Consider the following 25,340-nt stretch of genomic DNA (forward strand, 5'->3'; position numbering starts at 1 on the left):
GGACCCATTACCCCAAGAGGATGTTGTGGCATCCGACTGCTGCCACGGCACAGAGTCCCAACACAGGCCGGTGATAATGGGTCCTGGATCAGCGCTCGCGTTGCTCGCTTGTCCAGGACGACGCAACAAAAAGGCCGGGATCGCTCCCGGCCTTTCGTCGTCATGAAGTGCCGCTTACTGCAGCGAGGCGCGCTTGGGCGGGGAGGCCGGCCACGACTTGATCAGGGTGTCGTAGTCGATCGTCTCGCCCTTCGGCTTCTCGTTCGCGAGCTTGCGCTGCGGAGCGATGGTGCCGTCCTTCTCGGCCTTCTTGAACCAGTACTCGGCCGTCTCCTTCTTGTTGAGCTTCGGACCGCAGGCGCCCTGCACGCCCGACTTCTCGAGACGTTCAAGCACGGAGTCCTGGGCCGCAGCCAAGGAGTCCATCGCGGCCTGGGCGGTCTTCGCACCGGACGACGCATCGCCGATGTTCTGCCACCAGAGCTGCGCGAGCTTCGGATAGTCGGGCACGTTGTTGCCGGTCGGGGTCCACTGCACGCGCGCGGGCGAGCGGTAGAACTCGATCAGGCCGCCGAGCTTCGGCGCACGCTCGGTGAACGACTTGTCCCAGATGTCGGATTCACGGATGAAGGTGAGACCGACATGGCTCTTCTTCAGCGACACCGACTTGGAGACGATGAACTGGAGGTAGAGCCAGGCCGCCTTGCGGCGGTCAGCCGGGGTCGACTTCAGGAGCGTCGCAGAACCGGCGTCCTGATAACCGAGCTTCATGCCTTCCTTCCAGTACGAGCCGTGCGGCGACGGAGCCATACGCCACTTCGGCGTACCGTCCGCGTTCATCACGGCGATGCCCGGCTTCACCATGTCGGCGGTGAAGGCGGTGTACCAGAACATCTGCTGGGCGATGTTGCCCTGCGCCGGAACGGGGCCTGCCTCCGAGAAGGTCATGCCCTGGGCCTGCGGCGGAGCGTACTTCTTCAGCCACTCGAGGTACTTGGTGATCGAGTAGACCGCGGCCGGACCGTTGGTGTCGCCACCACGCTCGACCGAGGAGCCGACCGGGCGGCAGCCTTCCATGCGGATGCCCCACTCGTCGACCGGCAGACCGTTCGGAATGCCCTTGTCGCCGTTGCCGGCCATCGACAGCCAGGCGTCGGTGAACCGCCAGCCGAGCGACGGGTCCTTCTTGCCATAGTCCATATGGCCGTAGACCTTGACGCCGTTGATCTCCTTGATGTCGTTGGTGAAGAACTCGGCGATGTCTTCGTAGGCCGACCAGTTCACGGGAACGCCGAGCTCGTAGCCATACTTGGCCTTGAACTTGGCCTTGTAGTCCGCGTTGGTGAACCAGTCGTAGCGGAACCAGTAGAGGTTCGCGAACTGCTGGTCGGGCAGCTGATAGAGCTTGCCGTCCGGCGCCGTCGTGAACGACTTGCCGATGAAGTCGTTGACGTCGAGCATCGGATCGGTGACGTCCTTGCCCTCGCCCGTCATGTAGTCGGACAGCACGACCGTCTGACCGTAACGGAAGTGGGTGCCGATCAGGTCGCTATCGTTGATCCAGCCGTCATAGACGTTCTTGCCGGACTGCATCTGGGTCTGCAGCTTCTCGACGACGTCACCTTCCTGGATGAGGTCGTGCTTGAGCTTGATGCCCGTCAGCTCGGAGAACGCCTTGGCCAGCGTCTGCGACTCGTATTCGTGAGTCGCGATGGTTTCCGAGACGACGTTGATCTCCATGCCCTTGAAGGGTTCGGCGGCCTTCGCGAACCATTCAAGTTCCTTCTTCTGGTCTTCCTTCGACAGCGTCGAAGGCGTGAATTCCGCGATCCACTTCTGGATCACGGCGTCGTCGGCGGCCTTGACTGGCGCCGAGACAGCGAACGACACCGCAACGATGGCGGCGACGCTAGACATGGTCAGCAAGCTATTCTTGGTCAATGGACCTTTCCTTCTCCTAAACTGTCGCATGTTGTTCCTCCGTTGCAGCGACAAACTTTATACAGGCCCGGGTTGCTCCCGGATCTGGTCTTCTTCGCGAGCTTCAGACCGTGCGGAAAATAAGCGCGGCCGTGACAAGCGAAATTCCACTAGCGAACCACAGGTTCGAGATTTCGAACCCGTCCTCCCCGATCGGCAGCGTGCCGATCGCGTCGGTCCCGACGAACGCGATCCACAACAGGTGAATCACGGCCGCCGCGATCAGAGAAATGAACAGACGATCGCCGCGCGTGGTCGGGATGCGCAGCACGCCGACCCGCTCGGCCTCGGGATAGACGGCAGCGAGCCATGTCATGACAGCGAGCGTGCAGGCGAGCGCGACGAAGAAGATCGCGGTCGGCAGCGTCCAGGCCATCCATGCGATTGATTCCATCATCGCCTCCTACACCCGGCCGAGCGCAAAACCGCGCGCGATATAGTTGCGGACGAACCAGATCACCAGTGCGCCCGGAATGATGGTGAGCACGCCGGCGGCTGCGAGAAGTCCCCAATCCATGCCCGAGGCCGACACCGTGCGCGTCATGATCGCCGAGATCGGCTTGGACGCGACCGAGGTCAGCGTGCGCGCCAGCAACAACTCGACCCAGGAGAACATGAAGCAGAAGAACGCAGCGACGCCGATGCCGCTCGCGATCAGCGGGATCAGGATCTTGATGAAGAAGCGCGGGAAGGGATAGCCGTCGAGGAACGCGGTCTCGTCGATCTCGCGCGGCACGCCGGAGACGAAGCCTTCGAGGATCCACACCGCGAGCGGCACGTTGAAGATGCAGTGCGCGAGCGCGACGGCCCAGGGCGTATCGAACAGCCCGATCGCCGAATAGAGGTTGAAGAACGGCAGCGCGTAGACCGCGGCCGGCGCCATGCGGTTCGACAAGAGCCAGAAGAACAGGTGCTTGTCGCCGAGGAAGCGGTAGCGCGAGAACGCATAGGCCGCCGGCAGCGCCACCGAGATCGAGATGATGGTGTTGAGGACGACGTATTCCAGCGAATTGATGTAGCCGGAGTACCAGCTCTCGTCGGTGAAGATGCGCTTGTAGTGCTGCAATGTCGGGGTATGCGGCCACAGCGTCATGCTGGAGACGATCTCGGCATTGGTCTTGAAGCTCATGTTGACGAGCCAGTAGATCGGCAACAGCAGGAAGATCAGGAACAGCGCCATGATGAGGCGGCGCCCGGGAATCGTATGCATCAGGCGCCTCCTTCCACAGGCCGGCGCTCGGCGCCGGCATTGGTCATGACGGTGTAGAACACCCAGCAGACGATCAGGATGATCAGGTTGTAGACCAGCGACAGCGCTGCGGCCTTGCCGAGGTCGAACTGACCGAGCGCGATCTTGACGAGCTCGATCGAGACGAAGGTCGTGGAATTGCCGGGCCCGCCGCCTGTGACGACGAACGGCTCGGTGTAGATCATGAACGAGTCCATGAAGCGCAGCAGCACGGCGATCAGCAGCACGCGATTCATCTTCGGCAACTGGATCGCCTTGAACACGGCCCAGCGCGAGGCGCCGTCGATCTGCGCGGCCTGGTAGTAGGCCTCGGGGATCGACTTCAGGCCGGCATAGCAGAGCAGCGCAACCAGGCTGGTCCAGTGCCAGACGTCCATCACGATGACCGTGATCCAGGCATCGAGCGCGTTGGAGACGTAGTTGTAGTCGATGCCGATACTGTTCAGGACATAGCCGAGCAGGCCAATGTCGGGCCGGCCAAAGATCTGCCAGATCGTGCCGACGACGTTCCAGGGAATCAGCAGCGGCAGCGCGAGAATGACGAGGCAGGCCGCGACCGACCAGCCGTCGCGCGGCATCGACAGCGCAACGACGATGCCGAGCGGCACCTCGATCGCGAGGATGATCGCGGAGAACAGCAGATTGCGGCCGAGCGAGGCCAGGAAGCGGCCGCCGAGATCGGTCGAGGGATCGAGCAGCTCCTTGAACCAGCCGACGCCGTTCCAGAAGAACTGGTTGTTTCCGAACGTGTCCTGCATCGAATAGTTCACGACCGTCATCAGCGGCAGCACCGCCGAGAACGCCACCACCAGGAACACCGGCAACACCAGGAACCAGGCTTTCTGGTTGATCGTCTTGTCCATCAGGCGGCTCCTTCCACCAGAAGGCTATCGGCATAGACGTGCACGTGCGACGGATCGAACTTCAGTCCGGCACTGCCATCCGATGAGGTGAAGCCGGAGGGCGCGCGCGCCGCGAGTTTTGCCTCGCCGACGCGCACGCGCGCGAAACGGATGCGGCCGAGATCGTCGATGCGCTCGATTTTTGCGGTGAGCAGGCCCGACGCGGGTGCGACGACATCGACGAATTCCGGGCGCACGCCGATCTCGATCTTCTTGCCCGCGGGCAGGTTATCGTAGCTGCGGTTCAGCGCGATGGTGTGGCCGTCGATGCGGGCCTCGCGGCCCCGCACCTCGGCGGGAATGATGTTCATGCCGGGCGAGCCGATGAAATAGCCGACGAAGGTGTGCGCGGGCTTGTCGAACAGCTCGGCCGGCGTGCCGCTCTGCACCACGCGGCCGTCATGCATCACCACGACCGTGTCGGCAAACGTCAGCGCCTCGGTCTGGTCATGGGTGACGTAGATCATCGTGAGGTCGAGCTCGCGATGCAGCGCCTTGAGCTTTGAGCGAAGCTGCCATTTCAGCTCGGGATCGATGACGGTCAACGGCTCGTCGAACAGCACGGCGGCGACGTCGTTGCGAACGAGGCCGCGGCCGAGCGAGATCTTCTGCTTGGCGTCCGCGGTCAGGCGCGTCGCCTTGCGGTTCAGATAGGGCTCGAGATCGAGCAGGCGCGCGATCTCGGTCACGCGCTTGTCGATATCGGCCTTGGCCACGCCGCGGTTCTTCAGCGGAAACGCCAGGTTCTCCCCCACCGTCATGGTGTCGTAGATCACCGGAAACTGGAACACCTGGGCGATGTTGCGCTTCTGGGTTGACAGCGGTGTGATGTCCTGGCCGTCGAACAGGATTTTTCCCCGCGACGGCGTGATGATGCCGGATATGACGTTGAGCAGCGTGGTCTTGCCGCAGCCGCTTGGGCCGAGCAGCGCATAAGCGCCGCCCTGCCGCCAGGTCATGGTCACCGGCTTCAGCGCAAAGCTCTCCTGCGGTGCATCATTGCCGCCGTAGGAATGAGCGAGATCGACGAGGTCAATGCGGGCCATCGCGCATCTCCCTCAAGAGCTCGGTGCCGCGACGAGGCGATCGGCCGCGTCGAATACGAAAACGTCGTTGGGATCGAGCACAGCATCGAGATCGTGGCCGGGCTCGAATTCGTGCACGCCGTGCAGCACCGCAACCCAGTTCGAACCGTCGCGGGTCAAATGCACGAAACTCTCCGAACCGGTGATCTCCGTCACCGTCACTGTGGCGTGGAAGGCGTGGCGATCGGTCTCGCCATTGGCAAGGCCAAGCTGATGGGCGCGGAAGCCGACGCGATAGGCACCGTCGGCGAGCCCCGCATAGAGGCCGGAGGCCGGCGCAGCGATGCCACCGGCATACTGCACGGAGCCGTTCTTCTTCTCGATGCCGACGAGATTGAGCGGCGGATCGGAAAACACCTGCGCGACGCGCAAGGTCTGCGGGCGGCGATAGACGTTGGCGGTCTCGCCCATCTGCAGGGCCTGGCCTTCCCACATGCAGACGGTGTTGCCGCCGAGCAGCAGCGCTTCCGTCGGCTCGGTGGTGGCGTAGACGAAGATGGCGCCGGAAGCCTCGAAGATGCGCGGCAATTCGGCACGCAGCTCTTCGCGGAGCTTGTAGTCGAGATTGGCGAGCGGCTCGTCGAGCAGCACGAGGTCGGCGCCTTTGACCAGCGCGCGCGCGATGGCGGTGCGCTGCTGCTGGCCGCCGGAGAGCTGCAGCGGTGTGCGCTTCAGGAACGGCTCCAGCCGCAACAGCTTTGCGGCTTCCGCGACGCGCTTCTCGATCTCGGCGGCCGGCTTGCCCTGCACGCGCAGGGGCGAGGCGATGTTCTCATAAACCGTGAGCGAGGGGTAGTTGATGAACTGCTGGTAGACCATGGCGACCGAGCGCTGCCGCACGTCGATGCCGGTGACGTCCTTGCCGTTGACGAGCACCTTGCCCGTGGTCGGCTTGTCGAGGCCGGCAAGCAGCCGCATGATCGAGGTCTTGCCCGACAGCGTCGGCCCGAGCAGCACGTTCAGCGTGCCGCTCTCGAGCGTGAGCGAGACGTCGCGGATATGCGGAATGCCGTCGACGGTGCGGGTGACGTGATCCAGTGTTACGGTCATGAGCGTCCTCCTGCTTCCAGCAAGGGAGACTGCTGCACACCGTGGGTCGCAATCCAGTCGTTCAGTGCCGCGATCTGGTCGGCAGATAGTCGCAGGCCGAGTTTTGAGCGGCGCCAGACGATGTCCTCGGCGCTGACGGCCCATTCATTGGCCATGAGGTAGCGGACCTCGCGCTCGGTCAGCGTCGCGCCAAAGGACTGGCCCAGATCGGCCGCCGACTTGGCGTCGCCCAGCAGTTTTGGCGCACGTGTGCCATAGGCCCGCGCCAGGCGGCGCGCATGCTCCGCGCTCAGGAAGGGATAGCCGCGCTGCAGTTCCCCGATCAGGGTATCGACGGCGGAGACGTCCATGTCGCCGCCGGGCAGCGGCCATTTGCCGGTCCAGCCCTCGCGCGATTTGGAACTGCGCAAGTATGGCGCGAGCCGTTCCAGCGCTTCCTCGGCGAGCCGGCGGTAGGTCGTGATCTTGCCGCCATAGATCGAGAGCAACGGCACGCCGCCGGGCGTGTCGAGCTCGAACACATAGTCGCGGGTCGCGGCCTTGGCTTCGCTGGCGCCGTCGTCGTAGAGCGGACGGACGCCGGAATAATCCCACACCACGTCCTCGGGCTTCACGGGCTTTGCCAGATATTCGCTCGCCGCGGCGCAGAGATACTGAATCTCCTCCGGCGTCGCCTTCACCTTGGCAGGGTCGCCCTCATAGTCGCGATCGGTGGTGCCGATCAGCGTGAAATCGTCCTGGTAGGGAATGACGAAGATGATGCGGCCATCCGCGTTCTGGAACATGTAGGCGCGGTCGTGGTCGTAGAGTTTTTTCACCACGATGTGCGAGCCCTGCACCAGGCGGACTTTTGCCTTGGCGTTGACGCCGGCGCCGCGCGCCAGCACGTCCTCGACCCAGGGACCGCCGGCATTGACCAGTGCGCGCGCCTGGATGGTCGAGCGCGCGCCGGTGATGGTGTCGACCATGCTGAGGTGCCAGAGGCCGCCCTCCTGGCGGATCTCGGTGGCGCGGGTGCGGGTGCGGATCTCGGCGCCCTTGTCGGCGGCATCGCGCGCCGAAAGCACGACGAGACGGGCGTCGTCGACGAAGCAGTCGGAATATTCGAAGGCGCGCGTGTAGCGGTTCGGGATCAGCGGCTTGCCGACCTCGTCCCTGGTGAGATCGACCGAGCGCGTCGCGGGCAACAGATGCCGGCCGCCGATGTGGTCGTAGAGGAAGAGGCCGAGCCGCAGCAGCCAGGCCGGGCGCAGGCCGGCATGGTGCGGCAGGACGAAACGCAAGGGACGGATGATGTGGGGCGCAATCCCCCAGAGGATCTCGCGCTCGATCAGCGCCTCGCGGACCAGACGAAACTCGTAATATTCGAGATAACGCAGGCCGCCATGCACCAGCTTGGTCGACCAGGACGAGGTCCCGCTCGCCAGATCGTTCATCTCGCACAGGAAAACGCTGTTGCCCCGGCCGGCCGCGTCACGCGCGATACCGCAACCGTTAACACCGCCTCCAATGATGGCGAGGTCAAAAACCCGTTCCAACGCTTCCCCCGGCGACCGCCCGTTCGCTTTGGCGATTTCACTTTCGTTTTCGGATTAAAACAGAAGCCAAAACGAAAGCAAGGCGAAAGGAAGCGAAACCGGAACTTTTTTGGTGGGCAAATGGATGATTTTTCGTGGGCAATCCGCTGAAGAGACGAGCACCGACACGCGCCCCTCTCCCGGCGAACCTGTTGCCAAGGCATTCTTGAGCGCCATATAGTCAAAATAGTCACTTTAGTCACAAGGCATGCGAGATGGCTAAAATCGGTAAATCACGCCCGCCCGCCAGCACTTGGCCGCTTGGAGCGGCCAAGGCGCGGTTCTCCGAAGTCGTCGATCGCGCCCAAGCCGCGCCACAGACCATCACGCGCAACGGCAAGCCAAGTGCTGTGATCGTCTCGGCGGAGGAATGGGCGCGCAAGACCGCGCGCAAAGGCACGCTCGCCGAATTCCTGCTGGCGTCACCGCTGCGCGGCGCCGATCTCGGACTCGATCGCCAACACGACACGCCGCGCGACGAGCCGCTGTGAACCTGCTGCTCGACACCAATGTACTGTCGGAGGTGCAGCGGCCCGCACCCGACGCAAAGGTGCTCGGCTGGCTCCACGCCGCCGATGAGGATCGCCTGTTCATCAGCGTCGCCTCGATCGCCGAACTCCGGCGCGGCGTGGCCCTGATGGACAGCGGCCGCCGCCGCGAGGCGCTGGCTGATTGGCTGGCCAACGATCTACCGGCCCGTTTCGGCGAACGGGTCTTGCCGATCGATTACGCCGTGGCCGAACGCTGGGGCGACCTGATGGCGCAAAGCCGGCGCAGCGGCGTCGCGCTATCCGTGCTGGACGGATTCTTCGCGGCAACCGCACTTGCGCATGACCTGACGCTGGCGACGCGCAACGTGAAGGATTTTGCCTCGTTCCGCGTGCCGCTGCTCAATCCCTGGGAGGACTAGGCCCTACCGCAGCCGCACCACCGGCGCCGCCTCCGCCGCCGGCTCGGCCGGCGCATCGTCGATGTCGGCGGCCTTCGGCATCGCCTCGACCACCTCGATGCCCTTGCTGTGGCAGATCATGGCAAGGCGCTCGGGCAGCTCCTGGTCGGTGACAAAAGTCTGGATCTGACTGATATGGGCGATGCGCACCGGCGCGCTGCGGCGGAGCTTTGTCGAGTCCGCGACCAGCATGACGCTGCGGGCATTCGCAATGATGGCCTGCGCGACCTGCACCTCGCGATAGTCGAAGTCGAGCAGCGCGCCCTCCTCGTCGATCGCCGACGAGCCGATGATGGCGTAGTCGACCTTGAACTGGCCGATGAGTTGCGTCGCGGTCGAGCCGACCACGGCGCCGTCGGCGCGCCGCACCGTGCCGCCGGCGACCACGACCTCGATGCGCGGATGGCGATAGAGCAGCATCGCAACGTTGAGATTGTTGGTGATGACGAGCAGGTCCTCGTGCGAGGTGAGCGCGCTCGCCACCTCTTCCGTTGTGGTGCCGATGTTGATGAACAGCGAGCAGCCGTTCGGGATCAGCGAGGCGGCGGCGGCTCCGATCGCCTTCTTCTCGTCGGCGGCAACGAAGCGCCGCGCCTCATAGGCGAGGTTTTCCACGCCCGAGGCGATGATGGCGCCGCCATGGATGCGGGTCAGCGACCGCCGCTCGCAGAGATCGTTGAGATCCTTGCGGATGGTCTGGGCCGAGACCTCGAACCGGCGCGCCAGCTCCTCGACCATCACGCGGCCGGAGGCGCGTGCGATGTTGAGGATTTCGGCTTGGCGATGGGTCAGTCCGGTCACGGGCGGCACCTCAAATCAGGTTGCACCATGGTGCGGCGGTTTGCCGCCGAGGTCAACGCAGGAGCTGCGCACAGCGTTAAGGGCCGCGTTGCAGCAACGAAAGCCCTCACCACTTCATCGCCTGCGCAACCAATGTCACCAGCTCGGGATCGTCGAATGCCCGTGCCGACGTGATCGCGCCGGCGGCGACCAGATCGTCATGGCTCAGACTCGTGCGCATGCCGATCGTCCTGATGCCGGCCGCGGAAGCCGACTGGATTCCGGAGCGGGAATCCTCGAATGCGATCGAGGCATCCGCCATGCCGCCAACGCGCCGCAATCCCTCGAGATAAGGCATCGGATGCGGCTTGCCGTGCGAAAGCTCGTCGCCGATCACGATAGCCTTGAAGCGGTGCGCGATGCCGAGCCCCAGCAGCAGCATCTCGGCATTGAGCCGCGGCGCGTTGGTGACGGCGGCCATGGGGATGCCCGCCTGGTCGGCCTCGTCGAGCAGCGCCATCAATCCCGGCACCGGCTTGATCTGTCCCGCGACCATGTCGCGAAAGAGCTGCTCCTTCTCGCTGAGGATGGCCGCGCGCGCGTCTTCGGTTTCGTCGGGGAGAAAACGCTCGCCGATCGAAGCATTGGAAAAGCCCTGCAGCTCTTTTGCAAAGCGGGCGTGATCGAACACGTGGCCGCGCGGGCCGAAGATCTGATTGAACGCCTGGCGATGCAGCGCATCCGTGTCCGCCAGTGTGCCGTCGATGTCGAACAGCAACGCCCTGCCCTTTGCCTGCATCATCACTCTCATTTTCTTTCGCGTTTTCTTGCGCGCATACCCTCGTCGCCGCGCATCGATGCGGAAGACGTATCAATACGGTGCGATCAACGCAATGCACGCAAAGATATAACAATGCCGTGACACTCGACAAAGTCGCGCGCGGCTGCAACACTCATTTCAAGATCAAAAAATGGGAGGACACCATGACGATCAATCGACGCGACCTCGCTCTTTCGGCCGCGGCCATCGCGGCCGTCAGCGCAACCCCTGCGCTGGCATCTTCACCCGATGACGATGCGGTCGCGAAGAGCGTCGAGGCATTTCGCCAGGCGCAGGTCGTGGGCGACGGCAAGACGCTCGCGGCATTGTGCGCTGACGATCTCAGCTACAGCCATTCCAGCGGCAAGGTCGAGACCAAGCAGGAGTTCCTTGCCGGCGCCACCGACTTCAGCAAGGTGAAGTTCGTGTCGATCGAGTATCGCGATCCCAAGATCAAGGTCGTCGGCCCCGCCGCGATCGTGCGCTTCAACTGGGTCGGCGAGCAGGAAGCCCTGGCCGATGGGAAGAAAATTCCGACCAACCTTCACATTCTCATGAACTGGCAGAAGCAGGGCAACGACTGGAAGCTGCTGTCGCGTTCCGCGACGAAATTGTGATGCTGCCCTACCCTCTCCCCCTGTGGGAGAGGGTGACTTCGCAAAGCGAAGTCGGGTGAGGGGTTCTCTCCGCGAGTCACTCTCGTAGTTGAGTTCGCGGATAGAACCCCTCATCCGGCGCTTCTCGCCACCTTCTCCCACAAGGGGAGAAGGGACAACGTTACGCCGCTTCCCTCAAATCCCCGTTCACAAGCCTGCGCGCCGCGCGTTCCGCTTCGCGTGCGTTGCGGAAGAGCTGGCCTTCGAGACGGTTGAAACGGTGGGATGAGGCGAAGAAGCGGTATCCTTCCCGGTTGCGGACGACGATACCTGCGGTCTGCGAGTTCACTTCGATGATGTAGCTGTCCGGCATTGCCCGTTTGTCCTCAGTGCGGGCGAATAACGATAGGCAGGTCCAAAGGTTCCTAAGGACAGGCCGGCCGTTTCCACCCCGAATCGACGTGCACCTGAGTACTCCCCGACATCATCGGTTTTGTGACTTGATGTTGGCAAAGACGCGACGCACATCGCGGCAACGACACATGCGTTAAGGGGCCGCGCGACAAGCCCGCTATGCAGTTTGCGCCAGCGGCGTTCGCGTTCTACGTCACGATCGGCGGCTCGGTGCGCTTGATGACTTGCGGCTTTCCTTCGTCATCGATCGAGACGTAGGTGAAATTGCCGTCGGTCACGAGGATCGGCTGCGTCTCCCTGCGGCGCAGCGCCCAGGCTTCGAGATGCACGGTCATCGAGGTGCGGCCTGTGCGGACGAGCGTGGCGTAGACCGAGACGAGATCGCCGACATAGACGGCTTTGCGAAAGTTCATCGCGTCGATCGCGACCGTCACGGTGCGCGACTTCGCAATCTTCGAGGCGAACACGCCGCCGCCGACGTCCATCTGGCTCAGCAGCCAGCCGCCAAAGATATCGCCATTGGCGTTGGTGTCGGCGGGCATCGCCAGCGTGCGAATGCAGAGATCGCCGTGCGGCTCGGTGTCGGTGTCCTTGGGGGCGTGGACGTGCGTGTCGGTCATGTGCGTCTCCCGCAGCTCTGGACTTGGATACAAAGCCGCGCTGCCTTACGCAACACTGGGGGAGAGGCCACCTGCGCTATGCGGCTCGCTGCGGCACTCCTGCGACGACGCCGGCGTCGCCGAGTTTGCGCTCCCATGTCGCCTCGTCCGCCCGCGGCGCGCGCCCGGTCGTCGCCGCGACCAGCCGTTCCAGCCTGCTCCAGAGCCGGAGGCGGTCGCAGGGATAGTTGGCCCATCCATTGATGACGCAATAACGGACGGTGTGGTCGCGGTGATGGCGCCAATGGTGCTCGGGCGAGCACACCAGATGCAGCCGCTGCGCGATGCGCAGCAGCGGCGGGCGGACCGGCCAATGCGCGAGATTATGAAAGCTCATGCCGAACAGCATGCAGGTCGCGATCACGAACCAGATCACCATCAGCGCATAGGTCAATGGCGACACCGGAAACTGCGCCGTGACGACGGCGGCAATCCCGAACACCACGGCGCTCGGCGCCGCACCGAGGGACGCCTGATCGAGGAAGTCGTAGAGCAGGACGTGGCTCGGGTGGCTGTGGTGCTCACGCGTTATCGCGATGCCGCGGCCAAGCATTGCCTCATCGAGCCAGGTGTCGACAACCCAATGCACCAGCCCCGAAAACAAGTCGGCGAGGAAATATCCGAGCAGCAGCGCCGCGATCAGCCACGGCCAGCGCAAGCCCGCCGCGTCGTAATACCCAATGAGATAGCCGGCGCAGCCCACGATCACGACAATATTGGCCGCGCAGCAGAGACGCGTGATGATGATCTCACGCAGGGTCGCATGCTTGAAGAACGGGATCGTCTGCATCGGTGATGCTCTCCACGGACGACTACCCATGATAGCATCAACGACCAACACAATCACTACTTAAAATTCTCCCACCCTTCGTCCGGCGCAAAGCGGCCGCCGAACCTGTCGACCAGCTTGCGCAGGGTCGCGACGATGTTCTCCACCCCCCGCGTGCGTGCGTAGTTGAGCGGCCCGCCGCGGAACGGCGCGTAGCCGGTGCCGAAGATCATGGCGCCATCGACGGCATCGGGATCGCTCACAATGCCTTCGCGCAGCGCGGCGACGCAGACGTTGGACATCGGCAGGATCAGGCGATCGATCATCTCGTCGCTGACTTTTGGGCCGGTCTCGGGCAGCGGCGCCTTCTCGGCCTTGCCGTCCTTCCAGGTGTAAAAGCCCTTCCCGGTCTTCCGGCCGAGCTCGCCTCGCGCAACCTTGTCGCGCAGCCAGGCCGGCGTCGGCGGCAGCAGATCGCCGAATTTTGCGCGCAGCATGTCGCCGACGTCGAGGCAGATGTCGAGGCCGACCTGGTCGGCCAGCTCGATCGGCCCCATCGGCATGCCGAACTCTTCGGCGGCCGCATCGATCAGGCGCTGGTCGGTCTTCTCGTCCAGCATCACCATGGCTTCCAGCATGTAGGGCGTCAGCGCGCGGTTGACGAGGAAACCGGGCGAGCTCTCCACCCTCAGCGGCAGACGATCGATCGCGCCGACGAAGGCGAGGGCCTGGCTCAGCACACCGGCGTCGCTGCCGTCATGGCTGATGATTTCGACGAGCTGGAGCCGCGACACCGGGTTGAAGAAGTGCAGGCCGACGAGACGCGCGGGGTTGATCAGCTTGGTGCGCAGATCCTGCAGCGGGATGCTCGACGTGTTGGTCGCAAGAACAGCGCCCGGCTTCATCTTCGGCTCGATGCCGGCATAGACCTTCTGCTTCAGCTCGAGTTTTTCCGGCACCGCCTCGATGATGAGATCGGCATTGCGGACGCCCTCGCCATCCATGTCGGGGATGAGGCGGTCGAGCGCATCGCGCACCTCGGTCGGCTTGCGGATGATTTTTCCGTAGAGCTCGGCGGCGCGCCTCACCGCGCCCGCGATCGGCTCCGGCTTCATGTCGGCGAGCGAGACGCTAAGCCCCTGCCCCGCGATCCAGCCGGCGATGTCGCCGCCCATGGCGCCGGCGCCGATGACGTGAACGTGCTCCACGGTGTTGCCGCTGCCGGCGGTCTTCTTCATCTGCTCGCGGAGAAAGAAGACGCGGATCAGGTTCTGCGCCGTCGGCGTCACCATCAGAATTGCGAACGAGGACTGCTCGGCCCTCAGCATCGCGGTCTTGTCGCCGCCATGCTTCTCCCAGAGGTCGATGAGGGCATAGGGCGCGGGATAATGATCGCGTCGCGCCGCCTTCGTGGTCTCGCTGCGCATGCGTTTGGCGAGGAAGCCGCGGACCGGGGTGAAGTTGAGGACGGTGTTGAGCATGCCCGGCTTGGCGCGCTTGAGCCGGCCGAACACCGCGTCCTTCACGGCACCGAGGACGTGGCGCTCCTGCGTCACGGCATCGACGAGGCCGAGCGCCTTGGCGCGGCGGGCATCGATGGTGCGGCCGGTCAGCATCAGGGTCATCGCCTGCGTCGGATTGACCAGCGCGGTGAAGCGCGCGGTGCCGCCGAGACCGGGATGCAGGCCCAGCATCACCTCCGGGAAGCCGAAGCGCGCATTGTCGATTGCGATGCGCGACTGGCAGGCGAGCGCAACCTCGAGCCCGCCGCCGAGGCAAAAGCCGTGGATCACGGCAACCGTCGGAATGCGCAGCGCCTCCAGCCGGTCGATCACGGCATGGGCGCCGCGGATTCCCGCCTCGACCATCTGCGGATCGGTCGCGCCGCGAAACTCGTTGACGTCAGCGCCGGCGACGAAGCCGGACTTTTTCGCCGAGCGGATCACCAGCCCGGCCGGGCGGTCGGCCTCGATTGCAGCCAGCACCTTGTCCAGCTCTTCGATCACCTCTGCCGAGAGCGTGTTGGCGCTGGCGCCGTCGCGGTCGAACAATAACCAGGCGACGCCGTCGGCATCGCGGGTGAGCTTGAAATGGCGATAAGCTCCCGCCTCGGGCTTCGGTCCAAGCTCGAGCGCGCGGTCGCCGATGGCGTCCATGATCTTCGAATCCATGATCACACCGCCTCGATCAGCATGGCGCCACCGAGCCCGCCGCCGATGCATTCGGTGGCAACGCCGCGCCTTGTGCCGAGCCGCTTCATCGCATTGACGAGATGCAGCACGATCCGGTTGCCCGACGTGCCGACGGGATGGCCGAGCGAGATCGCGCCGCCGTCGACATTGAGCTTGCTACGGTCGATCTCGCCGGCGGCGCCATCGAGCTTCAAAATTTCGCGGCAGAACTTTTCGTCATTCCAGGCGGCGAGGCAGCCGAGCACCTGCGTGGCAAAAGCCTCGTTCAGCTCCCAGGTCTCGACATCCTGCACGGTGAGGTCGTTGCGCGACAGCAGCGGCGTCGCCGACATCACGGGACCCAAGCCCATGATGCTGGGATCGAGCGCGGCCCAATGGCTGTCGACGATGACGGCCTTTGGCGTCAGATGATATTTTGCCACCGCTTCGTCGGAAGCAAGGATCACCCAGGAGGCGCCGTCGGTGATCTGCGAGGAATTGCCGGCGGTGACCTGGCCCCAGGGGCGCTCGAACACCGGCCTCAGCTTGGCGAGGGATTCTGCCGTGGAATCCGGCCGCACGCCGTCATCATGGTCGTAGAATTTGCCGTCGCGGGAGAACGCGGTCTCGACCTCGCCCTTGAGCCAGCCCTGCGCTTGCGCGTTGGCAAGCCGCCTGTGGCTCTCGGCGGCATAGGCGTCGGCCTGGGCGCGGGTGATGCCGAAGAGATGGCCGACGACCTCGACAGTCTGGCCCATGTTGAGTTCGGTGATGGGATCGGTGAGCCCGCGCTCCAGCCCGATGATCGGCTTCAGGTAGCTCGGCCGCACCTTGAGTGCCGCCGCGATCTTGGCGCCGATGCCCTTGGCGGTGGCGAGGCCTGCAAACCAGCGCACGCCGGAATTCGGCCAGACCAGCGGCGCGTGGCTCAGGGCTTCCGCGCCGCCGGCGAGGATCAAATTGGCGTGGCCTTCCCGGATGTAGCGGTAGCCGGTGTCGATCGACTGCATGCCGGAGCCGCAATTGATCTGCACGGTGAAGGCGACCATGTCCTCGCCCATGCCGAGCCGAAGCGCTGCGACGCGCGCCGGGTTCATCTCGTCGGCGATGACGTTGACGCAGCCGAGAATCACCTGGTCGAAGGCGTCAGGCGAAAAGGGTTGGCGCGCCAGCAGCGGCCGGCCGCATTGCACGGCAAGGTCCACGGGTGTGAACGGGCCGGGGCCGGAGCGCGCTTTCAGGAACGGCGTCCGGCTGCCGTCGACGATAAAGACAGGTCGTGCCATCAGCTCGCCGCCCTCTGCTCGCCGAGTTCCTGGAAGAACTGATGCACGTCGGCGGATTTCTTGTAAATCGGCGACAGCGCTTCCGGCGCAAAATCGTCGACCTCGATCACCTTCTTCACGGCATCGCGGGCGACAGCGAGCTTTTCGCCTTCGGTCTGCGTGATCACGCCCCTGGCGACACCGTCCTTCCAGTCGTGGATGCGTGCGGCGCGCAGGCGTTTTGCGACCTCGTCGGTCTCCACGACCAGCACGAAGGCTCGCTCCAGCCGGGCAAAACCGCCGTCATCGGCGACATGGGCGAGGTCCGGCGTCAGCCGCTCGCGTGCGGTCGATGGCGACAGCACGAGCTCGGCGGTTTGATGCACGACGCGATCGGACGGGCCGAGCACGCGGGCGCCGAAGGGCTGCACGACGAGCTTCAGGATGATGGCGACGAAACGGTTCGGCAAATTGGCGAGGATCTCGGCAAATCTGACCTCGATGGTCCTGAAGCCGCTCGCCACACACCATTCCAGCGCGGCAAAGTCCTCCGGTTGCCGGCCCTCGTCCTGCCAGCGCTTGAGCGCCGCCGACAACAAATAGAGTTCGGAGAGGATGTCGCCAAAACGTGCCGACAGCATCTCCTTGCGCTTCAGCGCGCCGCCGAGCGTGAGCAGCGCCATGTCGGCACAGAGCGCAAAGGCCGACGAATAGCGCGAAAGCTGGCGATAGAATCTCGTCGCATCTCCCGCATCGGGCGCCGGTGCAAACAGGCCAAAGGTCCAGCTGCGCACGAAGGCACGGCCGAGCGTCTTAAAACTGTGGCCGACATGCTTCCAGAACGCGGCGTCGAAGGCGACCAGCCCGCGCTCCCTGTCGGTGTCGGCGAGCGCGTTCATCTCCTCCAGCAAATAAGGATGCGCGCGGATCGCGCCCTGCCCGAACACGATGAGATTGCGGGTCAGGATGTTGGCACCTTCCACCGTGATGCCGACCGGGACGGCGCGGTAGAGATTGCCCATATAGTTCTGCGGGCCGTCGATCACGGCCTTACCGCCATGGATGTCCATGGCGTCGTCGACCGCAAACCGCATGCGCTCGGTCGCGTGCAGCTTCATGATCCCTGAAATGACGGCAGGATGGATGCCGGCATTGAGCGCGGCGCAAGTCAGCCGCCGCGCGGCGTCGAGCTGGTAGGCCGTCGCGGTGATGCGCGCGAGCGGCTCCTCGACGCCTTCGAATTTCGAGATGGAGATGCCGAACTGCTCGCGGATGCGGGCATAGGCCCCGGTGGTGCGCGCGGCATAGGCGGCACCCGCGGCCGACAACGACGGCAGCGAGATGCCGCGGCCGGCGGCGAGCGCCGTCATCAGCATCTTCCAGCCCTGGCCGAGGCGCTCCTTGCCGCCGATGATGTAATCGAGCGGGATGAAGACGTCGCGGCCCCAGTTCGGGCCGTTCTGGAACACCTGCATCGCCGGCAGATGGCGATGGCCGATCTCGACACCGGGAAGATTGGTCGGGATCAGCGCGACGGTGATGCCGAGCTCTTCCTGATTACCGACGAGATGATCGGGGTCATAGGCCTTGAAGGCGAGGCCGAGCAGCGTGGAGACCGGACCCAACGTGATGTAGCGCTTGTGCCAGTTGAGCCTGAGGCCGAGCACCTCGCGGCCCTCGAAATTGCCCTTGCAGATGATGCCGGTGTCGACCATCGAGGCGGCATCCGAGCCGGCTTCAGGGCTGGTCAGGCCAAAGCAGGGAATGTCGCGGCCGTCGGCGAGCCGCGGCAGCCAGCGCTCCTGCTGCTCCCTGGTGCCGAAGCGCAGCAGCAATTCGCCGGGCCCGAGCGAGTTCGGCACCATCACGGTGACGGCGGCCGCAATCGACCGGGTCGAGATCTTCCGCACCACTTCGGAATGCGCATAGGGCGAGAAGCCGAGCCCGCCAAATTCCTTCGGGATGATCATGCCGAAGAATTTCTCGCGCTTGATGAAGGCCCAGACCTCCTGCGGCAGGTCGCGCCATTCCCAAAAAATCTTCCACTCGTCGAGCATGGCGCAGAGCTCGTCGACGGGACCGTTGAGGAAGGCTTTTTCCTCGCCGCTCAGCGTCGCGGGCGGAATTGCGAGCAGCTTCGACCAGTCGGGATTGCCGGTGAAGAGATCGGCGTCCCACCAGACATCGCCGGCCTCCAGCGCCTCGCGCTCGGTGTCGGACATCGCGGGCAGAGCGCCGCGGGCGAGAACGAAAATGGGCCTGGTGATGGTGTCGCGGCGGAAGCTCATGGCGGTGACCTCATGAAACGGCGGCGCGGATCGCCCTCATTTTAGCGGAAACTGGCTGCGAGAAGTGAAGACTTCGCTGGCAAAAAGCCGCGAATTTGACGCGGGGTCGGACGGCCGGCAGGTGGTAACGGCGGGGGTGTGGGCGCAGTTCCGGTGAGGCCGTCATTCCCCATTGCGCAAGTGCGCAATGGGGGCGCGCCAGAATGGCGCGAGCCCGGAATCCATTTCACCGCGGATACTGCGGCCCAATGGATTCCGGGCTCACGCTTCGCGTGCCCCATTGCGCACTTGCGCAATGTGGAATGACGAGGAGGAGAGATCCCGAGAATTAATCCGGCCGGACCATCGAGAACATGTTCTCTGGTCTGATCTCAAAGTAGTCGCCCTGGCGGCCGGCGCGGACGATGGGGCGGGCGGCGGCAGTCTGGTAGACGCCGTCCTTGATCATGGCCTTGTCGATGTGGACGGCGACGACCTCGCCGAGCGTCAGCCAGGCGTCGGCCTCCTTGCCGCTGGCGGCCTTGAGGCGGACGATGTCCGAGACCTTGCATTCGAACGTCACCGGGCTTTCGGCGACGCGCGGCACGTTGACGAGCTTGCTCGGGATGGCGGTGACGCCAGCGAGCTTGAATTCGTCGACCTCGGGCGCAACGTGGGCCGCGGTCGCGTTCATCTGCTTCGCCAGGTCCATGGTGACGAGATTCCAGACGAACTCGCCTGTGGCCTTGAGGTTGCTCACCGTGTCCTTCCAATGGGTGGAGGAGAAGCCGATGATCGGCGGGGTGTAGCAGAAGGCGTTGAAGAAGCTGTAGGGCGCGAGATTGACGTGGCCGTTGACGTCGCGCGAGGAGATCCAGCCGATCGGCCGCGGCGCGATGATGGCGTTGAAGGGATCGTGCTTGAGGCCGTGGCCCTTGGCCGGCTCGTAATAATGCAGGTCTTTGTCGGTCACCGCGAGGTCTTCCCTGTTTCCAGTAGCCCGGATGAGCGAAGCGACATCCGGGAATTGCCCCGGGTATCGCTTGCGCGCACCCGTGCTACGGGACCTGCTTGGCTTGCAATCAGGGAATGGTCAACCGACGAAAGCGCCAGCCAGCACTACCTGCCGCGCGGGGTCAGACCGGAAATGACGAAATCGATCATCTGATCGATCGAGGGGCCGGGCTTGTTGGCGGCCTGGGCGATCATCTGGGGGTGGAAGAAACGGATCATGGCGGTGCAGGCGCAGAGCGATGCCAGCGGCAGGTCCGGGGCCTCGAAATCGCCGGAGGCAACGCCTTGCGCGATCACCTGGCCGATGATCATTGCGATACATTCGATATGGGCGACGCAGACGTCCCAATCCTCCTCCATCGCAATCGCGACCATCTCATGCAATTTGGAGTCGCCGACATAGCGCTCCGAATTCATGCGGTGGATCGTGGTCAGAAGCTCCCGGAAGCGGTCGAGCACCGGGCCGGGCTTGGCCACGATGCGCCGCGCCTCCAGCTCGACCTCACCCATCAGGGCCCGCGCCACGGCCTGATGGATCGCCTTCTTCGATTCGAAGAAGCGATAGACGTTGGCCGGGCTCATCCGGAGCTCTTTGGCGATGTCGCCGACGGTGGTCTTCTGATAGCCGATCTGCCGGAACAGCCGCTCGGCCACCTCGAGGATGCGTTCCCGGGTGTCGCCTTCGATATGTTCCGAAATCAATGCCATCTGTCAGGACTCGTCAGTCGTCACTCTTCAATTATTCAGCGGCCTCAGCAAGCGGAAATGCAGTTTCGGCATCGCTCCCATGCTGCGGTGCAGCGGCCGGTTGCTCCGGCGTGCCGGCCTCATTCAGGCTCTTGCGGAACCAGAGGGCATAGAGGCCCGGCAGATACAGCAGCGTCAGGAACGTCGCGACGAACAGGCCGCCCATGATGGTGATCGCCATCGGGCCCCAGAATGCCGAGCGCGACAGCGGGATCATGGCGAGGATCGCGGCGAGCGCTGTCAGCACCACCGGACGCGCGCGGCGGACGGTTGCTTCGACGATCGCTTCGCCGCGGGTCAGGCCATGGGAGACGTCGGTCTCGATCTGGTCGACCAGGATGACGGCGTTGCGCATGATCATGCCGGCGAGCGCGATCAGGCCGAGCAGTGCCACGAAGCCGAACGGCTGGTTGGCGACATTGAGCCCGAGCGAAGCACCGACGATGCCGAGCGGCGCAGTCAGGAACACCAGGATCAGGCGCGAGAAGCTCTGCAACTGGATCATCAAGAGCGTCAGCATCACCATAACCATCAGCGGGAAGAGCACGAAGATCGAGGCGTTACCCTTGGCGGACTCTTCGAACGCGCCGCCCGGCTCGATGCGGTAGGCCGGCTCGAGGTAGTCCTTGATCTGCTGGAGCTTCGGCGCGATCTGGCTGGTGACGTCAGGCGCCTGCACGCCGTCGACGACGTCCGAGCGCACGGTGATCGCCATGTCGCGGTTACGCCGCCACAGGATCGGTTCCTCATGGGCGTACTCGATCTTGGCCACCTGCTGCAGCGGCACGGCGACGCCGTTGCGCGAGGTGATGGTGAGATCACCGACGCCGCCGAGGTCGAGCCGCTCCGACGGGACCGCGCGGGCGACCACGCCGACCTTCTCGATGCCGTCGCGCACGGTGGTGACCTGCGCGCCCGAGATCAGCATGGCGAGCGCCTGCGAGACGTCCTGCGGGGTCAGGCCCATCGCGCGCGCACGGTCCTGGTCGACGACGAGCTTGAGGTAGGGCGACTGCTCGTTCCAGTCGAGCTGCACGTCCTTGACGTTCTTGTTCTGCTTCATGACGTCGCGAACCTGGTAGGCGATCTCGCGCACCTTGTTGGGGTCGGGGCCGACGACGCGGAACTGGACGGGGAAGCCGACCGGCGGACCGAAGTTGAAGCGGTCGACGCGCACGCGCGCCTCCGTCAGCATGCCGTCGGCGACCGCGCCCTCGATCTTCGCCTTGATGCGCTCGCGCGCCTCGACACCCTTGGCAACGATGACGATCTCGGCAAAGGCCTCGTTCGGCAGTTGCGGATTGAGGCCGAGCCAGAAGCGCGGCGAGCCCTGGCCGACATAGGCGGTGTAGGTCGCGATGTCCTTGTCGTCCTTCAGCAGGGTCTCGGCCTTCTTCACGGCCTTCTCGGTGACGTTGAAGGCGGTGCCTTCAGGCAGGCGAAGCTGGAGGAACAGCTCGGGACGCTCGGACAGCGGGAAGAACTGCTGCTGGACGTGGCCGAAGCCGACGATGGATGCGATGAAGATGCCCACGGTCGCGGCCACCACCGTGATGCGGTGATTGACGCACCACTGCACGATGGCACGCAAGCCGCGATACATGCGGGTCTCGTAGACCGCATGCGGATCGTGATGGGCGTGACCCTTCATGTCAGGCAGCAGCTTGACGCCGATATAGGGCGTAAAAATCACCGCAACGAACCAGGAGGCGACCAGCGCGATCGCGACGATCCAGAAGATGCCGCCGGCATATTCGCCGACCGCCGAATTGGCAAAGCCGATGGGGAGGAAGCCAGCGGCCGTGACCAGCGTTCCCGTGAGCATCGGAAACGCAGTTGATTCCCAGGCAAAGGACGCCGCGCGGACGCGGTCCCAGCCCTGCTCCATCTTCACCACCATCATCTCGACCGCGATGATGGCGTCGTCGACGAGCAGGCCGAGCGCGATGATCAGCGCTCCGAGCGTAATGCGATGCAGGTCGAGCGACATCGTGTTCATGACGATGAAGACGATGCCGAGCACCAGCGGCACCGACAGCGCGACCACGATGCCGGTACGCCAGCCGAGCGCGAGGAAGGAGACGAACAGCACGATCGCGAGCGCCTCGACGAAGGAGTGCACGAACTCGCCGACCGCGTGCTCGACCACCTTGGGCTGGTCGGCGATCAGATTGACCTCGATGCCCTGCGGCACCGCCTTCATGAATTCGCTCGTCGCCTTCTCGACCTCCTTGCCGAGCTCGAGGATGTTGGCGCCCTTGGCGGTGACGACGCCGATGCCGATCGCGGGCTTGCCTTCCTGGCGCACGACGAAGCTCGGCGGATCGACGAAGCCGTGGGTGACGGTCGCGATGTCGCCTAAGCGGAACACGCGGCCATTGCTCTCGACCGGCGTCTCGGCGACAGCCTTGGCGCCGTCGAGCGCACCGGTGACGCGCAGCGGAACGCGCTGCGAGGAGGTCTCGACCGTGCCGGCCGGCGTGACGTTGTTCTGCTTGGCCAGAGAGTCGAACAGCGCCTGCGGCGTGATGCCGAGGGTGGCGAGCTTTGCGTGGGAGAATTCGACGTAGATGCGCTCGTCCTGGGTGCCGTAGATGTCAACCTTGGTGACACCAGGCACCTTCAGCATGCGCTGGCGGAAACCTTCGGCGGTCTTCTTGAGCTGGGCGTAGTCGGCGCCGTCGCCGGTCATCATGTAGAGGATCGAATCCACGTCGGAGAATTCGTCATTGACGACCGGGCCCAGAATGCCGGACGGCAACTGGCCCTGCACGTCCACGAGCTTCTTGCGCAGGAGATAGAAGAGATACGGCACGTCCTTCGGCGGCGTGTTGTCGCGGAAGGTCACCTGCATCGCGGTGAAGGCGGGCTTGGAGTAGGTCTGCACCTTGTCGAAATAGGGCAGCTCCTGGAGCTTCTTCTCGATGGGATCGGCGACCTGGGTCTGCATCTCCTGCGACGTCGCGCCCGGCCACATCACCGAGACGTTCACAGTCTTGACCGTGAAGAACGGGTCTTCGGCGCGGCCGAGCTTCTCATAGGAGAAGAAGCCGGCGACGCCGAGCACGATCATCAAGAACAGCACCAGCGTCGGGTGGCTGACGGCCCAGGCCGAAAGGTTGAAGCGCTTCATCGCACTCTCCGAAGATGACCCAATTGCCAAAACTCAAGACCAACCCTGAAGAAACCGTCCTTGCGAGGAAGCGAAGCGATCCAGGGGGCTGGGCAGGTTCTGGATCGCTTCGCCGCTTCTGCCGCCGCATTTGCGCGGACGGCGGAAACTCACTCGCAGGAGGAACTAGAAAGACAGAGCCGAGACGACGCGCACCTTCTGGCTCGGATCGAGCTTCTGCACGCCGAGGGTGACGACCTTCGCCCCCTCCTCCACGCCGCCGGTGATGACGACGTCGTTGCTCTCGTAGGACTTCACCGTGACCGGCTTCAGCGTGACAGCGCCGTTGTCGTCCACGACATAGAAGGAGGGCTTGTTACCCTCGTTGAACAATGCCGACAGCGGCAGGCGCGCGACGCGCTCGGTGGCGGCGTCGGACAGCGTCAGTGTCGCGGTCATGCCGAGCGAGACCTTGTCGTCGGCTTCGGGCAGCGAGAATTTTGCGAGATAGGTGCGCGTCGCGGGATCGGCGGTCGGCGCGATCTCGCGCAGCTTTGCGACGTATTTCTTGTTCGGCTCGGACCAAAGAGTGACGCTGGCGGCGCCCGACTTGGCACGTCCGACCAGCGTCTCAGGGATCGCGACGACCGCTTCCTTCTCGGCAAAGCGGGCGACGCGGATCGAAGCCTGGCCTGCGGCAACCACCTGGCCGGGCTCGATCTGCGTTGCGGTGACGACGCCACGGGCGTCGGCGTTGAGCGTCGCGTAGGAAAGGGAATTTTTGGTCAGCTCGACCGAGCGCTCGGCCCGGTTCAACCGCGCACGGGCCTCGTCGGCGGCAGCGCGGCTCGAATCCATCTGGGCGTCGGTGGTCCAGCCCTTGGCGCGCAGATCCTTGGCGCGCTGCTCGGCGGCGGCGGCCTGCGCCAGCACGCCGGTCGCGGCGGTCTGCTCGGCCACGGCCTGCTCGGCCTGCAGCTTCAGATCAACCTCGTCCAGGGTTGCGAGCGGCTGCCCGACCTCGACGGTCTGGCCGACCTCGACCAGGCGCTTCGCCACCTTGCCGGCAACGCGGAAGCCGAGATCGCTCTCGATCCGGGGCTTGATGGTGCCGACGAAGCTGCGTTCCGGCGTTTCGGCCTCAAAATGGGCGGTCGCGACCAGAACCGGCCGTGGCGGCTCAGCCTTCTGGGCGACGGTATCGTTGCACCCGGCGAGCGCGACAGCCATCGAGGCCAGCGCCAAACCCGCCAAGAGCCTGGAATAGCTCGACAAAATCGACCGGACGAACATCGGAGGACACTCCTGCGGCTGCGTTGCTGTGGAATGTCGAATAATCACTGATAAAAGTCAATAATCGTCAGTCATCAGAAAAACGTGAGCGTTAATGAAGGGTGGAGGGAATTGACGGGGGTTGGCTTATTGAGAACGGCGACGAACAGAGTCGGGCCCCTATGACCTTACGATCCAAGACACCTGCGCGGGACGCCCCGAGAGCGTCGTCGGCGGCTGCATGCACAAGGTCTCCGTCCGATCGAGATTTGGGTTCCAGATATTCATTCGGCGTCGTTCCGGGCCGAAGCGCACCGCCAGTCGCTCGCTATAGAAACGAGTCCGCATGAAGATGAGGATCAGGCGTTTATCGATGCGATTTCTGTAGCGTGGGCAAAGGTGCCTTAGCGTTGTGCCCACCACCTCGCCTGGATGCAACGAAAGTGGTGGGCACGCTTCGCTTTGCCCACCCTACGAGGCCAGCGCAAATGGCGGCACTCACTCCGCCAACTGAAACCGCGCGAAGCGATCGAGCTCGTCCTCGATCACGCGCTTCAGCTCCTTGCGGCCCGCCGTCTTCCGGCCCGGGCCGACCCAATTCCATTTCTGCATCAGCAATTTTTTGTTCTGTCGGTCGGTCTTGAGGTCGAGCGCGGCGACGA

The 25,340-nt window shown here is 64.3% G+C and carries 23 protein-coding genes and 1 pseudogene; 4 read left to right on the top strand and 20 right to left on the bottom strand.

What is annotated here, in order from left to right:
• Nucleotides 1–174: 174 nt before the first annotated feature.
• The 7 genes from C2U70_RS10930 to glpD all read right to left on the bottom strand — a co-directional run bounded on the left by C2U70_RS10930 (nt 175) and on the right by glpD (nt 7,804).
• The gene (locus C2U70_RS10930) at nt 175–1,917 is read right to left on the bottom strand and encodes an ABC transporter substrate-binding protein (RefSeq protein ID WP_186294186.1); all 1,743 of its coding nucleotides are present in this window, start codon (nt 1,915–1,917) and stop codon (nt 175–177) included.
• Nucleotides 1,918–2,044: 127 nt separating this feature from the next.
• Nucleotides 2,045–2,374 (bottom strand): DUF2160 domain-containing protein, encoded by a 330-nt coding sequence (locus C2U70_RS10935; protein ID WP_140978016.1) that lies wholly within the window; start codon nt 2,372–2,374, stop codon nt 2,045–2,047.
• 9 nt (nt 2,375–2,383) lie between these two features.
• Nucleotides 2,384–3,190 (bottom strand): carbohydrate ABC transporter permease, encoded by an 807-nt coding sequence (locus tag C2U70_RS10940; RefSeq protein ID WP_140978017.1) that lies wholly within the window; start codon nt 3,188–3,190, stop codon nt 2,384–2,386.
• Nucleotides 3,190–4,092, bottom strand: coding sequence for a carbohydrate ABC transporter permease (locus C2U70_RS10945; RefSeq protein WP_140978018.1), 903 nt, complete (start codon nt 4,090–4,092; stop codon nt 3,190–3,192). Before C2U70_RS10945 ends, C2U70_RS10940 begins: the two co-directional genes overlap by 1 nt.
• Nucleotides 4,092–5,177, bottom strand: a complete 1,086-nt coding sequence (locus C2U70_RS10950) for an ABC transporter ATP-binding protein (protein ID WP_140978019.1) — start codon at nt 5,175–5,177, stop codon at nt 4,092–4,094. Before C2U70_RS10950 ends, C2U70_RS10945 begins: the two co-directional genes overlap by 1 nt.
• Nucleotides 5,178–5,189: 12 nt before the next feature.
• Complete coding sequence (locus tag C2U70_RS10955; RefSeq protein ID WP_140978020.1) at nt 5,190–6,266, bottom strand: ABC transporter ATP-binding protein; 1,077 nt, start codon at nt 6,264–6,266, stop codon at nt 5,190–5,192.
• A complete protein-coding gene (gene glpD / locus C2U70_RS10960; RefSeq protein ID WP_140978021.1) occupies nt 6,263–7,804 on the bottom strand; it encodes a glycerol-3-phosphate dehydrogenase in 1,542 nt (513 codons plus the stop codon). Before glpD ends, C2U70_RS10955 begins: the two co-directional genes overlap by 4 nt.
• A gap of 254 nt (nt 7,805–8,058) precedes the next feature.
• Between glpD and C2U70_RS10965 the strand changes: the two genes are divergently transcribed.
• Nucleotides 8,059–8,334, top strand: coding sequence for a type II toxin-antitoxin system Phd/YefM family antitoxin (locus C2U70_RS10965; RefSeq protein WP_140978022.1), 276 nt, complete (start codon nt 8,059–8,061; stop codon nt 8,332–8,334).
• Nucleotides 8,331–8,753: a type II toxin-antitoxin system VapC family toxin gene (locus tag C2U70_RS10970; RefSeq protein ID WP_140978023.1), complete on the top strand. Its 423-nt coding sequence runs from the start codon at nt 8,331–8,333 to the stop codon at nt 8,751–8,753. The genes C2U70_RS10965 and C2U70_RS10970 overlap by 4 nt, the downstream gene beginning before the upstream one ends.
• Nucleotides 8,754–8,756: 3 nt before the next feature.
• Here the strand turns inward: C2U70_RS10970 and C2U70_RS10975 are convergent, their stop codons facing one another.
• Nucleotides 8,757–9,593 carry a DeoR/GlpR family DNA-binding transcription regulator gene (locus tag C2U70_RS10975; protein ID WP_140978024.1) on the bottom strand — a complete coding sequence of 279 codons (837 nt, stop codon included), beginning with the start codon at nt 9,591–9,593 and terminating at the stop codon, nt 8,757–8,759.
• A gap of 106 nt (nt 9,594–9,699) precedes the next feature.
• Complete coding sequence (locus tag C2U70_RS10980) at nt 9,700–10,374, bottom strand: HAD family hydrolase (protein WP_140978025.1); 675 nt, start codon at nt 10,372–10,374, stop codon at nt 9,700–9,702.
• Nucleotides 10,375–10,556: 182 nt separating this feature from the next.
• Here C2U70_RS10980 and C2U70_RS10985 point away from each other — a divergent pair, with 182 nt between their 5' ends.
• The gene (locus tag C2U70_RS10985; protein WP_140978026.1) at nt 10,557–11,009 is read left to right on the top strand and encodes a nuclear transport factor 2 family protein; all 453 of its coding nucleotides are present in this window, start codon (nt 10,557–10,559) and stop codon (nt 11,007–11,009) included.
• A gap of 160 nt (nt 11,010–11,169) precedes the next feature.
• Here the strand turns inward: C2U70_RS10985 and C2U70_RS10990 are convergent, their stop codons facing one another.
• From C2U70_RS10990 to C2U70_RS11035, 10 genes are all read right to left on the bottom strand, one after another.
• Nucleotides 11,170–11,361 (bottom strand): hypothetical protein, encoded by a 192-nt coding sequence (locus C2U70_RS10990; RefSeq protein WP_140978027.1) that lies wholly within the window; start codon nt 11,359–11,361, stop codon nt 11,170–11,172.
• A 229-nt stretch (nt 11,362–11,590) separates the two neighbouring features.
• The gene (locus tag C2U70_RS10995; protein WP_140978028.1) at nt 11,591–12,022 is read right to left on the bottom strand and encodes an acyl-CoA thioesterase; all 432 of its coding nucleotides are present in this window, start codon (nt 12,020–12,022) and stop codon (nt 11,591–11,593) included.
• 76 nt (nt 12,023–12,098) lie between these two features.
• Nucleotides 12,099–12,851: a fatty acid desaturase CarF family protein gene (locus C2U70_RS11000; RefSeq protein ID WP_186294184.1), complete on the bottom strand. Its 753-nt coding sequence runs from the start codon at nt 12,849–12,851 to the stop codon at nt 12,099–12,101.
• A 56-nt stretch (nt 12,852–12,907) separates the two neighbouring features.
• A complete protein-coding gene (locus C2U70_RS11005; protein ID WP_186294185.1) occupies nt 12,908–15,001 on the bottom strand; it encodes a 3-hydroxyacyl-CoA dehydrogenase NAD-binding domain-containing protein in 2,094 nt (697 codons plus the stop codon).
• Between the two features lie 2 nt (nt 15,002–15,003).
• On the bottom strand, nt 15,004–16,287 hold the full coding sequence (locus C2U70_RS11010) for an acetyl-CoA C-acetyltransferase (protein ID WP_140978030.1): 1,284 nt from the start codon (nt 16,285–16,287) through the stop codon (nt 15,004–15,006).
• Nucleotides 16,287–18,554: an acyl-CoA dehydrogenase gene (locus C2U70_RS11015; protein WP_140978031.1), complete on the bottom strand. Its 2,268-nt coding sequence runs from the start codon at nt 18,552–18,554 to the stop codon at nt 16,287–16,289. Before C2U70_RS11015 ends, C2U70_RS11010 begins: the two co-directional genes overlap by 1 nt.
• A 328-nt stretch (nt 18,555–18,882) precedes the next feature.
• Nucleotides 18,883–19,506: a flavin reductase family protein gene (locus tag C2U70_RS11020; protein WP_140978032.1), complete on the bottom strand. Its 624-nt coding sequence runs from the start codon at nt 19,504–19,506 to the stop codon at nt 18,883–18,885.
• Between the two features lie 146 nt (nt 19,507–19,652).
• Complete coding sequence (locus tag C2U70_RS11025; protein ID WP_140978033.1) at nt 19,653–20,255, bottom strand: TetR/AcrR family transcriptional regulator; 603 nt, start codon at nt 20,253–20,255, stop codon at nt 19,653–19,655.
• Between the two features lie 31 nt (nt 20,256–20,286).
• On the bottom strand, nt 20,287–23,427 hold the full coding sequence (locus C2U70_RS11030; protein ID WP_140978034.1) for an efflux RND transporter permease subunit: 3,141 nt from the start codon (nt 23,425–23,427) through the stop codon (nt 20,287–20,289).
• A gap of 165 nt (nt 23,428–23,592) precedes the next feature.
• Nucleotides 23,593–24,699 carry an efflux RND transporter periplasmic adaptor subunit gene (locus tag C2U70_RS11035; RefSeq protein WP_140978035.1) on the bottom strand — a complete coding sequence of 369 codons (1,107 nt, stop codon included), beginning with the start codon at nt 24,697–24,699 and terminating at the stop codon, nt 23,593–23,595.
• Nucleotides 24,700–24,882: 183 nt separating this feature from the next.
• On the opposite strand from C2U70_RS11035, the gene C2U70_RS11040 reads away from it, so the two are divergent.
• Entirely contained in the window at nt 24,883–25,086 is a 204-nt protein-coding gene (locus tag C2U70_RS11040) for an antitoxin MazE family protein (RefSeq protein WP_140978037.1), read from the top strand.
• Between the two features lie 90 nt (nt 25,087–25,176).
• Here the strand turns inward: C2U70_RS11040 and C2U70_RS33460 are convergent.
• A pseudogene (locus C2U70_RS33460) lies at nt 25,177–25,340 on the bottom strand (cytoplasmic protein); the annotation flags it as partial.

The sequence above is a fragment of the Bradyrhizobium guangdongense genome (assembly GCF_006483445.1).
In the GTDB taxonomy this organism is placed as follows: Bacteria; Pseudomonadota; Alphaproteobacteria; order Rhizobiales; family Xanthobacteraceae; genus Bradyrhizobium; species Bradyrhizobium guangdongense_A.